At 67.3% G+C, this 12666-nt stretch carries 14 protein-coding genes and 1 pseudogene; 6 read left to right on the forward strand and 9 right to left on the reverse strand.

Going from position 1 to position 12666, the window contains the following annotated elements:
• Window positions 1-4: 4 nt before the first annotated feature.
• From QOJ24_RS01970 to QOJ24_RS01985, 4 genes are read left to right on the forward strand one after another with little or no spacing between them, the layout of a single operon-like run.
• On the forward strand, window positions 5-337 hold the full coding sequence (locus QOJ24_RS01970) for an Imm63 family immunity protein (protein ID WP_526258607.1): 333 nt from the start codon (window positions 5-7) through the stop codon (window positions 335-337).
• Window positions 303-548, forward strand: coding sequence for an Imm63 family immunity protein (locus QOJ24_RS01975; protein ID WP_526258584.1), 246 nt, complete (start codon window positions 303-305; stop codon window positions 546-548). The genes QOJ24_RS01970 and QOJ24_RS01975 overlap by 35 nt, the downstream gene beginning before the upstream one ends.
• Complete coding sequence (locus QOJ24_RS01980) at window positions 549-1205, forward strand: NAD(P)H-binding protein (protein WP_526258586.1); 657 nt, start codon at window positions 549-551, stop codon at window positions 1203-1205.
• Window positions 1206-1221: 16 nt separating this feature from the next.
• A complete protein-coding gene (locus QOJ24_RS01985; protein ID WP_526258588.1) occupies window positions 1222-2127 on the forward strand; it encodes a crotonase/enoyl-CoA hydratase family protein in 906 nt (301 codons plus the stop codon).
• Here the strand turns inward: QOJ24_RS01985 and QOJ24_RS01990 are convergent.
• The 7 genes and pseudogenes from QOJ24_RS01990 to QOJ24_RS02020 all read right to left on the reverse strand — a co-directional run bounded on the left by QOJ24_RS01990 (window position 2124) and on the right by QOJ24_RS02020 (window position 7166).
• Window positions 2124-3098 carry a DUF2889 domain-containing protein gene (locus QOJ24_RS01990; protein ID WP_526258590.1) on the reverse strand — a complete coding sequence of 325 codons (975 nt, stop codon included), beginning with the start codon at window positions 3096-3098 and terminating at the stop codon, window positions 2124-2126. The genes QOJ24_RS01985 and QOJ24_RS01990 overlap by 4 nt on opposite strands.
• A 9-nt stretch (window positions 3099-3107) precedes the next feature.
• Window positions 3108-3956 (reverse strand): hypothetical protein, encoded by an 849-nt coding sequence (locus QOJ24_RS01995; RefSeq protein ID WP_526258592.1) that lies wholly within the window; start codon window positions 3954-3956, stop codon window positions 3108-3110.
• 33 nt (window positions 3957-3989) lie between these two features.
• Window positions 3990-4106: pseudogene (locus QOJ24_RS02000) on the reverse strand (polyphosphate kinase 2); the annotation flags it as partial.
• A 12-nt stretch (window positions 4107-4118) separates the two neighbouring features.
• A complete protein-coding gene (locus QOJ24_RS02005; protein WP_526258594.1) occupies window positions 4119-5639 on the reverse strand; it encodes an aldehyde dehydrogenase family protein in 1521 nt (506 codons plus the stop codon).
• 9 nt (window positions 5640-5648) lie between these two features.
• The gene (locus tag QOJ24_RS02010) at window positions 5649-6233 is read right to left on the reverse strand and encodes a phosphatase PAP2 family protein (protein WP_526258596.1); all 585 of its coding nucleotides are present in this window, start codon (window positions 6231-6233) and stop codon (window positions 5649-5651) included.
• A gap of 1 nt (window position 6234) precedes the next feature.
• Complete coding sequence (locus tag QOJ24_RS02015) at window positions 6235-6753, reverse strand: mycothiol transferase (RefSeq protein ID WP_526258597.1); 519 nt, start codon at window positions 6751-6753, stop codon at window positions 6235-6237.
• Window positions 6754-6779: 26 nt separating this feature from the next.
• On the reverse strand, window positions 6780-7166 hold the full coding sequence (locus QOJ24_RS02020; protein ID WP_526258599.1) for a VOC family protein: 387 nt from the start codon (window positions 7164-7166) through the stop codon (window positions 6780-6782).
• 46 nt (window positions 7167-7212) lie between these two features.
• On the opposite strand from QOJ24_RS02020, the gene QOJ24_RS02025 reads away from it, so the two are divergent.
• Complete coding sequence (locus tag QOJ24_RS02025) at window positions 7213-8964, forward strand: N-acyl-D-amino-acid deacylase family protein (protein WP_526258609.1); 1752 nt, start codon at window positions 7213-7215, stop codon at window positions 8962-8964.
• Between the two features lie 11 nt (window positions 8965-8975).
• Here the strand turns inward: QOJ24_RS02025 and QOJ24_RS02030 are convergent, their stop codons facing one another.
• Window positions 8976-9818: an alkaline phosphatase family protein gene (locus QOJ24_RS02030; RefSeq protein ID WP_526258601.1), complete on the reverse strand. Its 843-nt coding sequence runs from the start codon at window positions 9816-9818 to the stop codon at window positions 8976-8978.
• 80 nt (window positions 9819-9898) lie between these two features.
• Here QOJ24_RS02030 and QOJ24_RS02035 point away from each other — a divergent pair, with 80 nt between their 5' ends.
• Window positions 9899-11128 carry a threonine/serine exporter family protein gene (locus QOJ24_RS02035; protein WP_526258603.1) on the forward strand — a complete coding sequence of 410 codons (1230 nt, stop codon included), beginning with the start codon at window positions 9899-9901 and terminating at the stop codon, window positions 11126-11128.
• A 78-nt stretch (window positions 11129-11206) separates the two neighbouring features.
• Here the strand turns inward: QOJ24_RS02035 and groL are convergent.
• On the reverse strand, window positions 11207-12666 hold a 1460-nt coding region (gene groL / locus QOJ24_RS02040; protein ID WP_526258605.1), incomplete at its 5' end, for a chaperonin GroEL.

Here is a 12666-nt window from a genome sequence, read left to right on the forward strand (position 1 = left end):
TCCGATGGCTGTCGGACTGCGGACCAACGACGGCCTGAACATTTTCGTCGACGACGACGGCACCTACCATTACACGACCTACGAGCGAGGAAAGCTCGTCTGGGACGACAAGGGCACCCTCGACGATGTTCTGTACTGGTACTGCAAAGGCATTGTGCGGGGCCAAGGCGCCAAGTCAATCGAGGACCGCAAGGAGCGCTTCCTATTCGAATACCAGGTGCTGAGCCACTACAACCCGGAGTGGGCGAAACGACGGGTGCGTGAACTGGCCGCGATGTTCCGTAACGGTCAGCCCGACGACATTGCCCTTCTGCCCGATATCGGCGAACCGCTATGACTCGAGCCACTACACCTACTACGAACGCGGACGGCTGGGCTTCGACCGGGCAGGCAGCCTCGACGACGTTCTCTACTGGTACTGCGAAGGCGTTGTCAGCGGCGCCGCCCGCTTCGACGATCGTAAGGTGCGGGAACTGGCGACTAGGTTCCGAGACTGGGGAAAGCCCGACGACATTGCCCTCCTGCCCGATATCGGCGAACCTCTGTAGATGCGCATAGTCATCGCGGGCGGACACGGCAAGATCGCGTTGATCCTCGAGGGTCTGATTTCAGCGCGAGGCGATTCGGTCGCCGGATTGATCAGGAACCCGGCACAGGCAGCCGACCTGGAGGCGGCGGGCGCGGAAGCCCTGGTCGTTGATCTGGAGAAGGCGACGGTCGACGAGGTTGCCGGACATCTGCGCGGCGCCGACGCCGTCGTGTTCGCCGCGGGGGCGGGTCCCGGCAGCGGTGCGGCTCGCAAGGAGACGGTCGACCGCGACGCGGCCATCCTGCTGGCCGATGCGGCGCAGGCTGCCGGCGTCGACAGGTACGTGATGGTCTCAGCGATGGCCGCCGACCCACACGCCACCGCCGACGACGAGGTATTCCAGATCTACCTGCGCGCGAAAGGGATTGCGGACGACGCGATCCGGAGCCGCACAGCGTTGACATCGACGATCGTGCGTCCGGGGCATCTCACCGATGGCGCGGGCACCGGCCGCGTGGCGATCGCCGAATCCACCGGCCGCGGTGCCATTCCCCGCGCCGACGTCGCGGCGGTACTCGTCGCCGTGCTCGACGAGCCGGGCACCGGTGGCCAAAGCTTCGACCTGATCTCGGGTGAGACACCGATCGCCGAAGCCGTGGCCGCGCTCGCCGGCTGACGGCGATACTGCAGACATGCCGACGACGCCCTCGTTCGAGACACTGCTCTACACGACGGAGCCACCCGTCGCGACCGTCACACTGAACCGCCCGGACGAGCTGAACACCATCGTCCCGCCGATGCCGGACGAGATCGAGGCGGCCATCGGGCTCGCCGAACGCGATCCCGCAGTCAAGGTGATCGTGCTACGCGGAGCGGGCCGGGCATTCTCGGGTGGTTACGACTTCGGCGGCGGCTTTCATCATTGGGGTGACGCGATGTCGACCGACGGCCGCTGGGATCCGGGCAAGGACTTCGCGATGGTCAGCGCCAGGGCGACGGGGCCGACACAGAAGTTCATGGCGATCTGGCGTGCGTCCAAACCTGTGATCGCCCAGGTTCACGGCTGGTGTGTCGGCGGTGCAAGCGACTACGCGCTGTGCGCGGACATCGTGATCGCCAGCGACGACGCCGTCATCGGCACGCCGTACGCCAGGATGTGGGGCGCCTACCTGACCGGAATGTGGTTGTACCGGCTGGGTTTGGCGAAGGCCAAATGGCACTCGCTGACCGGTGAGCCACTGACCGGCCGGGAAGCCGCTGACGTCGAACTCATCAACGAATCCGTCCCGTTCGAGCGGCTGGAGGCTCGCGTCGCCCAGGTTGCCGAGATGTTGTGCCGAATTCCGTTGTCGCAGTTGCAGGCACAGAAGCTGATCGTCAACCAGGCCTACGAGAACATGGGGCTGGCGTCGACGCAGACCCTTGGCGGCATCCTGGACGGGTTGATGCGCAACACACCGGACGCACTGCGGTTCATCGAGACGGCGTCGACCGAAGGGGTGCGGGCCGCGGTCGAGCGCCGCGACGGCCCGTGGGGCGACTACAGCCAGGCGCCGCCCGACCGGCGGCCCGACCCGTCACACGTCATCGAGCCCTAGAGTCCAGCCCGCAGGTCGAGCAGCGCATCGAGATCGGCGACCGCCCGCAACGTGTCGTTGAGGTGCGTGCACGTCGTGGTGCCGACGAACTCGCCACGGATCCGGTCGCGCATCTCCGACAACGGCATCCCTCGGATCCGCGCTGCGCTGCCGATGGCGCCGGGGCACTCCTGCCACGGCAGCACCCGCACATGCGCGGCAACCGAGGCGATGGTCCTCGTCGATGCGTCGATCGAGCCCTCGACGGTGTACTCGTGAACGATCGTCTCGACACCCTCACCGTCGACGTGCGAGTCGCGGAAGTGCGCGTCGAAGACGCCGTTCTCGGCAAGGTCCAGTCTGCGGAACCGCCGCATACCGTGCGGGCGAAGCGGTTCGACGCTGTGCACCCCGTCGACATCCAGCGGCGGCGCAACCGGTCCGTGGACCGAGGGGATGGTGCCGTTGCGTTTGGCGTATGGGACGAGTGACGCGTCCTCCGCGAAGCCCGCGCAGATACCGGCCATGTGGTCGGCCGTGCCTGCAGGGAGTCTCTCCTCGACGCCCAGCGTGATCGCCGTGTGCTGCACCGCGTAGCCGGAGACCAAGGCCGCCCCGACCCAATCGTCGAGGAGCAGATGCAGCAGACCGGCCCTGGCAACCTCGTCGGGCAGCAGCCTGCCGACCGTCGCGCGGAATCCCGGTCCGACCCGGCTGCCGGCGAGCTGAGCCAGCCGGTCATCGTGTGGATCGGCAACGATGTCCTCGATGACGCGTTCGGCCAGGTGCGCGCGCATGCCGGCCAGGCCGAGGACGTCCACCCCACCTGGCCCGCGGCCGACGGCGTCTCGTGCCCGCAGGTCGACGTCGGAATGACCGGTCCCCGCCGGATGGGTGTCGATGGTGCTGGTGCGGCGCACGACGCCGACGGCCAGCGGCGGCCATGTCTGGACCGGCCGCTGCGGGCCTGCGATGTCCGTGACGAATGGCATGGCGAGACTCTAATCGCTGCGGCGCAGACCGCCGAGCATCGAGACCACGACGCCCAATACCACCAGCACACCGCCCGCTGCCAGCGTGAGATTCAGCCACTGGTGCAGGCTGCCGACCGCGTGGCCGACCATTGCGTCGGCGAGCTGCCTGATGTCACCGGTGGTGACGTCGAGCGCCTGGTTGATCCTGCCGCGCAAGACCTCGATCGCCGCCCACCCGGTTGCTCCCACCAGCAATGCCGAAACGCCCAGCGCGGCAAGCGCTTTGCCGCGCTTCTTGGCAACAGCGATGGTGAGCAGGGCGAAGACGCCGGTCGCGAGGGCAGAGCCGATGCTCACCCACGGTCCCCATGTGGACAGTTGGCGCAACCGGCCCGGCCGCAGTGAATCTGACGCGTTCTCCGTCAGTGGCACGCTCAGCGTCGACGGCGGCTGGATGCCGAAATCCTGCAGCGTCTGCTGGAACGAGGTGTCGGCCAGCATCGGTGAGAGGTCGACTTCGGCGCGTCCGGACTCATCCGACTGCGCGACGGTGTCGCTGAACATCCAGCGGTGCACGATCCGATTGGCCGTACCGTACTGATTGGGGAATGCCGAACTGCGGGTGTAGCCGGTGGCCGCGCCTCGCAGCAGGTTGGGGCTGATGTCGTAGCCGCTGTTGGCGCCAAGATCGACCAGCTGATTCGTCAGCACCGATGCCATCGCGTCCTGCAGCGGTCTCTCGGTGGCCGCCTGCTGGGCCAGCGACACATACCCGGCTTCGTCGACGACGTTGTGCTGCGCCCAGTTTGTCGGCACCGCCACCGACAGCGCCGCCGTCGTGACGAGCCAGAACAGCAGCGCCGCCAGAAACCGCACGCTGTCCTCCTGCCGGGAAGCCAGGGCGCGGTGTCAATCGGCCAGCGCGCGCCCCACGATGAGGGGATCGGGCCGACCGATCACCTCATGGTCCTTGATGTCGTAGTCGAACTTACTCAGCGCGTATTGCATGGCGTTGATGCGGGCGCGGGTGTGGAAGCGCTATTTCGCGATTCGGCGCGGACGCCGCAGCGCCAGCCGGGTCATCAGCTTGTTCATCCGCGTCAGTGCCTTGTGCGAGTTGTTGTAGTAGTTGCCGCCCGCTCCGACGCTCGTGCGCGGCGCGACGACGGCTTCCTGCCTGCAGTACTTGCGCAGCCCATCGGCCCCACCGAATCGCGCGCCCATCCCCGAGGTCTTCCAGCCGCCCATCGGCGCCGTGGTGCACATCAGGTTCGAGATCACGTCGTTGACGTTGACTGCACCGCAATCAAGCTGCACCGCAACCTCTTTGGCGCGCTCGACGTCCTTCGAGAAGACCGAGGCCGACAGGCCGTATGGGCTGTCGTTGGCGAGGCGAACGGCTTCTTCGACCGTCGACACCTTCATGATCGGCAGTGTCGGGCCGAAGGTCTCTTCGGTCATGCAGGTCATCGAGTGGTCGACGTCGACAAGCACAGTCGGCGGGTAGAAGCTGCCCTGGCCCGCCGTGCGTTCCCCACCGGTGAGCGCCCTGGCGCCCGCCGCCACCGCCGAGCGCACGTGCCGTTCGGTGACGGCGACCTGGTCGTCGTCGATGAGCGCGCCGAAGTCGTAGCCCTGACCCGCGCCCATCTTCAACTTCTCGACGTTGCGAACGACCGCGCTGACGAACTGGTCATAGACCGATTCGAGGACGTAGACCCGCTCGACCGACACACACGTCTGGCCCGCATTGAACATCGCGCCCCACACCGCCGCGTGCGCAGCGAGGTCGACGTCGGCGTCCTCCAGCACAATCATCGGGTCCTTGCCGCCGAGTTCCAGGCTGACCGGTGTCAGCGTGCGGGCGGCGCGCTCCATCACCTTGGCGCCGGTGGCGCACGACCCGGTGAACTGGATGAAGTCGGAATTGTCGATGACGGCTTCGGACACCTCACGCGCACCCTGCGCCAGCGCCAACACCTCGGGGGCACCCGAGTCCTGCCACCCCCGTAGCAACACCTCCGCGGTCAGCGGTGTGCGCTCGGACGGCTTCAGCAGCACCGAGCAGCCTGCCGCCAACGCGCCGATGGCGTCCATCAGGGCGTTGGCCACGGGGTAGTTCCACGGCGCGATGATGCCCACGACGTGGCGCGGGCGGTAATACACGGTGACCTTCTTAATCGCCAGGAACGGCAACGATGCGGGCCGCGCCTCCGGCGCGAGCGCCTTCTCCATCGTCTTGATGTAGTACGACAAGATCATGATCAGCAGCGGAACCTCTTGGGCCGCATCGACGGCCGACTTGCCCGTCTCCCTGATCAACAGCGACTCGATTTCGTCGCGGTGCTCGCCGAGCCAGACGGCGTAGCGGGCCAGCACCTTGGCGCGACCCTTGGCGCCGCGCACCTCCCACTCCTTCTGCGCCTCTCGCAGACCGGCCGCAATGCGCGGCACGTCGGCGGGGTCGGTCCAACGCACCTGGCCGGCGACGGCTCCGGTGGCCGGGTTGCGGATGCTGGTCGCAACCGAGTGCGAATCAACTTCGGGCGTGGCGGTCATGCAGCAATGTTAACCACCGGTGTGATCTGCGTCGCACCCGGGTTGACGCCTGTCAAGTTCGGCCACCAGGGCCGCGAGGCACACGACCGCACTGCCGAGCAGCAACGCCCCGACGGTGTCGGTGAAGTAGTGGTACGTCACGCCCTGCCCGATCGCTGCGAGCACGTTGACCGTGACCGCCGCGAGCACAGCCCACATGGCGCCACCGGCCAGCAGCATGAGCATGCCCGTCACGATGACGACTGCCGTGGTGTGTCCGCTCGGATACGCCAGGTCTCCCCCGCTGCGCCTGTCGAACATGTGCTTGAGCACCTGCGCGAGCACGATTCCAACGAGCGGCGCGATCACCATGACCGCCGCAAGCCGCCGCCGGCCCAGATAGAGCGCGACGGCGACGCCGAACATCAGCGCGATCGCCAGCACCCACGGGTCGCTGAAGAAGAGAAGCCACCGCGCCGGGGTTCGCCGAAAAAGGTGAAACCAGTCGTCCAACGGCGTGGAACTCTGCCCGACCGCCCAGCCGAGCGCGACCATCGCCGGCAGGGCGATCCCCGGCCACAACAGCAACAGCCTGCGGTTGAGCAGTCCCGTCACGTCACGCGGCGATGCCGCGAATGTAGGCGGCCTGCCCCAGGTGCTGTGCCGCGTCGTCGACGATGCTGACCAGCCTCGCGCTGGCAGTGACCGGCGGTGTCCAGTGGGTGTCGACCACTCGGCCCAACTCCTCGGCTGTCACCGACGCGATGTATTCGAGCGTCACCTTGTGCACGGCGTGGTAGTAGCCGGCCAGCAGGTCGGCGGGCACCCGGACCTTCCCCACATCGTCGGCGCTATGTCCGTAGCCGTGGTCGTTGCCTTCCAGGTCGAGGCCGAACCGGTCGTCCCAGCCGCCGCGGGTCCACACCTGGTCGACGCCCGCGAGGTTGCAGAGCTGGAGGTCCTGCTGGCGCGCGCTGTGCCAGATCAACCACGCGATGCTGTTGGCCGCCGCGGTCGGCCGGAAGAACGACACCTCGTCGGTCAGATCGTCGGTGAGGTCGTTGACGTGCTCGATCTGCCGGGTGAAGGCGTCGCGGAGCAGTTCGCGCACCGCCTGGACATCGGTATCAGCCATGCGCCCGACGCTACCCGGGGCGGTTATCACTCCGGCGGTGCATCGTGGAAGACCGCTTCGACGTTGTTGCCGTCCGGGTCGCGGACGAAGGCGCCGTAGTAGCCGGGGTGGTATTCGGGCCACAGCCTGGGTTCGTGCAGCGACTCGGCGCCGAGCTTCAGCGCGGTGTCGTAGAAGCTCTGCACAGCGTCGCGATCCTTGGCATGGAACGCGACGTGGACCTCGCGGTTGGGCCCACCCGCCGCACCGGCATTCATATCGGCGATCCAGAAATCGGGCTTGCCGTCGTGGCCGTATCCGATGGCCACGTGGTAGTCCAGCTGCCGGGTGTAGCCCAGCACACCGAGGACCTCGTCGTAGAAAGCCTTTGACTTTTCCCAGTCCGCACAGTTGATTCCCAGGTGGTCGATCACGGCCCCATCCTGGCATGGCCCCATGACACAGTCGTACATTCAGCTGATGTCCCACGACTCCGGAGTCGCCCCGGCGACGACATTCGACCTCTGCATTCGAAACGGCACTATCGTCGACGGCCTCGGCGGGGAGCCATTCGTCGGCGACGTCGCGATATCGGACGGTGTGATCGCGGCGGTGGGGTCCGTCGACGGCGAAGCCGTCCGTGAGATCGACGCCACTGGGCTGCTGGTCACTCCGGGCTTCGTCGATCTGCACACCCACTATGACGGGCAGGCGATCTGGTCGGACCGCATGACGCCGTCGTCGGCGCACGGTGTGACGACCGCGGTGATGGGCAACTGCGGCGTGGGCTTCGCACCGTGCCGGCCCAGCGATCACGAGGTACTCGTCGACGTGATGGCCGGTGTGGAGGACATCCCCGGCGTCGTGATGGTCGACGGGCTGCCGTGGACGTGGGAGACGTTCCCGGAGTTCATGACTGCACTCGACGCCGGCAGGCGCGACATCGACGTTGCCGCGTTCCTGCCGCACTCGCCGCTGCGGGTGTACGTGATGGGTCGGCGCGGCGTGGACCGCGAACCCGCAACACCCGAGGACCTGTCGCAGATGCGCAAGCTGGCCGCCGAGGCGGTAGACGCCGGGGCACTTGGGTTCGCGTCGTCTCGGCTGACGATCCACAAAACCGAAAGCGGGCACGCGATCCCGAGCTACGACGCGGGCCACGACGAGATCGAGGCCATCGCACGCGGTGTGGATGACGCGGGCGGCGGTCTCATCCAGTTCGTCCCCGACCTCGTCGCGGGGGACTACGAACCCGTGTTGCAGACGGTGTTCGACGTCGCCGCCGACGTCGGGCTGCCGGTCACCTTCACGCTGGCGATCGGCAACGCGGGTCCGGCGTTCTTCGAGGGCGCGTTGACGATGGTGGAGAAGGCCAACGCGAACGGTGGCGACGTCACGGCGCAGATCTTCCCGCGGCCGATTGGCCTTGTGATCGGGCTCGAACTGTCGGGCAACCCGTTCGTGATGTATCCCAGCTATCGGGAGATCGCGGGTCTACCGCTCGCCGAGCGGGTGGCCGAGATGCGCAAACCCGAAGTGCGCGAACGCATTCTGAATGACAAGCCGGCGCCCGACGGCCACCCGCTGATGTTCGCGGTGCAGGCCTTCGACTGGATCTTCCCGCTCGGCGATCCGCCCGACTACGAGCCCAATCCCGCCGACAGCATCGCCGCCAGGGCGAAGGCCCGCGGAGTCAGCCCACTCGAAGAGGCCTATGACCGACTCCTCGACGACGACGGCCACGCGATGCTGCTCGTGACGCTGGCCAACTTCCGCGACGCCTCGCTGGACACCGTCGCCGAACTGGTCCGCCGCGAGGACGTCGTGCTCGGCCTCGGCGACGGCGGTGCGCACTACGGAATGATCTGCGACGCAAGCTTTCCCACATACATGCTCACGCACTGGGTGCGCGACCGGGCGTCGGGCCGGTTGACGGTCGCCGAGGCGGTCCGCGAACTGACGTCGGCGCCCGCACGTGTCGCAGGGCTTGCCGACCGAGGCCGAATCGCAATGGGATACAAGGCCGACCTGAACATCATCGACCACGATGCGATGCGACTGCACAGGCCGATCGTGCGGTACGACCTGCCCGCGGGCGGCCGCCGTCTCGACCAGACCGCCGACGGTTACGTCGCGACCATCGTGTCCGGCGAGGTGATCGCCGAGAACGGAGCGCCCACCTCGGCCCGCCCGGGCAGGCTGGTGCGCGGCCGCCGTCCCGCGCCCGCCTGATCGGCTCAGCGCTACCCCCAGATGTCGGATATCGCAGGCGCGTTCGCGGCGAGCCCGGTCTTGGGCAGGCTGTACATCTCATCGATGGTGGCCAACACGTTGTAGTGGCTGATCGGCTCGCTGTAACTGCCCGGTTTGACATAGCCGCCGTAGATGACAGTGGGGATCTGGTTCTTGGATCCGCCGTCGTCCTCGTCGAAGCTGATGATCAGCAGGCTGTTGTTGGCCACCGCCCAGTTCGCGTAGTGCGACAGATTGTCGAAGAGCCACGTGTCGGCCTGGTTGATCGTTCCGTCATGCATGTCGTTGTCGAGGTTGGGGATCACGAACGACACCGTGGGCAGGCTCGCGTAATCGGTCCTGTTGTTGAAAGCCGAGAACGGTACGGACGTGGCGGCGGGCACGTTGGTGAAGTTGACCCACGGCACGTGCTTCCTGGCATATTTGCCTGCGCTGCACAAGGGAGAGCCGACCGCGGGAAGGTCCTCCGAGAAGCCACCGAACGTGTAGCCCGCCGCCAACAGCTCTGAGGCCAGGTTCGGGGCAGCGCCTGCATTGACGGGGCAAGCATCCGACGTCAAATCGAATGTGCTGCCGGAGAAGAGAGCAAGATAGTTCGGCTCGCTCGGATGCGTCTCGGCGAAGGACTGCGTCATGTTCGCGCCACTGTTGGCTAGCGCATTGATGTACGGCGCGGCCTTGTTGCCGACGATGGCGCTGCCGGGTTTGTTCTCTTCGAGGACGATCACGATGTGCGCCGGGGCCGGAAGCGCAGACCCGGCACTCGCTGCGGGCATCGGAACGAGGCCGACCAGTGCGAGCACGGCCGCGGCAACGTAAGGCCAACGCCTCATGGCCCCGAAGTGTAGGTGCCGCGCACATGAACCCGCGTCAGGCGCACCAGGTCCACGGGCGCCACCTATCCTGACTGCTGATGGGCCACAACGACACCGCCGAACGCTACGACACCCTGCTGGCGGCGACCGCGCTGCTCTACGCCAACGGTCAGTCCACCCAGATGACCCGCACTGCGGTCGAGCGGCTCAACCGCGGACTGGATCTGGACGCCGTCGTGGTCCCTTCCTGGTCGATGCTGGCGCTGACCGCGGCCGGTTCCCCCGCCACCGTGCTGACCGCCGCCGTATCGCCGACTGCCATCAACATGCGTCGGGTCGCGACCATGATGGGCGTCGTCGACCGGGCACAGGACGGCCCGCTGGAACTCGAGCACGTGGCAGCAGGGATAGCCGAGGCCGAGGCTCAGTCAGTATCCGGCACAGCGGTTTTCGTGCTCGCTTGTGCCACGGGTGCCGCAGCGCTGTCCGTCATCTACGGTGCCAGCCAACCGTTGGCCATCCTGCTGGTGGCGCTGGCCGCGGCGGCGGGCGGACTGCTGCGGCGGTGGTCGGGGGCGCTGGGCGCGGGCCCCCTGGTGCAGGCGTTCGGGGCAGCGCTGATCGCAGGAGCGGTCGGTGCGGCAGCCACTCATCTGCATCTCGGCGCATCCACGGCGGTTGTCGCCATATGCCCGGCAATGGTGCTGGTGCCCGGCCCGCACATCCTCAACGGCGCACTCGACCTGCTCGACCTGCGCGTGACGCTCGGATCGGCGCGGCTGGCCTACGGGCTGCTGGTGCTCACCGCGATCAGCGGCGGTCTGATCCTGGGCTTGCACACCGGCGGTCAGACGCTGGCGGTGACGGCACCGTCGAGCAGTGCGCCCTTCGTCGTCGACGTCCTCGCCGCCGGGGTGGCCGCGGCGTCCTACCCGGTCTACTTCTCGATGCCGTGGCGGATGATCGGCTGGCCGGTCGCCGCGGGCATGCTGGCCCACGCCGCGCACTGGCTTGCCCTCCATGCCGGAGCCAACCTGGCGATCGGGGCGTTCGTATCCTGCCTGCTGGTCGGGGCGCTGCTGGTGCCGGTGTCCCACCGCATGCGAATCCCGTTCGCGGGCATCGGGTTCGCGTCGGTCGTCGCGCTGGTTCCCGGTGTCCTGGTGTTCCGCACGCTCGCGGGCTTCGTCGAGTTCGCAGGACACCCGTCGGCGCAGCTGCTCACCTCCGCTTCGGCGGATCTGATGGTCGCGACGGTCATCATCGCGGGGATGGCGCTCGGCCTGGCGCTGCCGATGCACCTGCGCGCGGTAGTGCGCAGCCGCTGAAGAGGCTCGCGAACGTGAGACACGAAAAAGCCCGACTCCTTGTGGGAGCCGGGCCTTTTCTTGGCGACCAGGACTGGCTTAGAAGTCCATGCCGCCCATGCCACCGGTCGGGTCGCCCGCGGGTGCGGCGGCCTTCTCCGGCTTGTCTGCGACGACCGCTTCGGTCGTCAGGAACAGCGCCGCGATGGACGCTGCGTTCTGCAGCGCCGAACGGGTCACCTTGACCGGGTCGGCAACGCCCGCCTTGAGCAGGTCCTCGTACTCGCCGGTGGCGGCGTTGAGGCCGGTGCCCGCCGGGGAGTTGGTGACCTTCTCGGCGACAACGCCGGGCTCGAGCCCACCGTTGAAGGCGATCTGCTTCAGCGGAGCCGACAACGCCACGCGGACGATGTTGGCGCCAGTCGCCTCGTCACCCGAGAGCTTCAGCTCGTCCAGCGCAGGAGCCGACTGCAGAAGGGCCACGCCACCGCCGGCGACGATGCCCTCCTCGACGGCCGCCTTCGCGTTGCGAACGGCGTCCTCGATGCGGTGCTTGCGCTCCTTGAGCTCCACCTCTGTGGCGGCTCCTGCCTTGATCACCGCAACGCCACCGGCCAGCTTGGCCAGGCGCTCCTGCAGCTTCTCGCGGTCGTAGTCGGTGTCGCTGTTCTCGATCTCGGCGCGGATCTGGGCAACACGGCCTGCGATGGCCTCGCTGTCACCGGCACCCTCGACGATGGTCGTCTCGTCCTTGGTGACGACGACCTTGCGGGCCTTGCCGAGCAGCTCGACGCCCGCGGTCTCCAGGGACAGGCCGACCTCTTCGCTGACGACCTGGCCACCGGTGAGGATCGCCATGTCCTGCAGCATCGCCTTGCGGCGGTCGCCGAAGCCCGGTGCCTTGACGGCGACGGACTTGAACGTGCCACGGATCTTGTTGACCACCAGGGTCGACAGGGCTTCGCCCTCGACGTCCTCGGCGATGATCAGCAACGGCTTGCCGGACTGAATGACCTTCTCCAGCAAGGGAAGCAGGTCCTTGACGGTCGACACCTTGGAGCTGACCAGCAGGATGTAGGGATCCTCGAGGACCGCTTCCTGACGCTCGGCGTCGGTCACGAAGTAACCCGAGATGTAGCCCTTGTCGAAGCGCATGCCCTCGGTGAGCTCGAGCTGCAAGCCGAAGGTGTTGCTCTCCTCGACAGTGATGACGCCCTCGTTGCCGACCTTGTCCATGGCCTCGGCGATCAGGTCACCGATCGAGGCGTCACCGGCGGAGATGCCCGCGGTGGCCGCGATCTGCTCCTTGGTCTCGACCTCTTTGGCCGACTTCAGCAGCGTCTCGGTGATCTTCTCGACGGCCTTCTCGATGCCGCGCTTGAGGCCGAGCGGGTTGGCGCCCGCCGCCACGTTGCGCAGACCCTCGCGCACCAGCGCCTGGGCCAGCACGGTGGCGGTGGTGGTGCCGTCGCCCGCGACGTCGTCGGTCTTCTTGGCGACTTCCTTGACCAGCTCAGCGCCGATCTTCTCGTAGGGGTCCTCCAGCTCGATCTCCTTGG

Origin of the sequence: Mycobacterium sp., from assembly GCF_032159775.1 — a bacterium.
In the GTDB taxonomy this organism is placed as follows: Bacteria; Actinomycetota; Actinomycetes; order Mycobacteriales; family Mycobacteriaceae; genus Mycobacterium.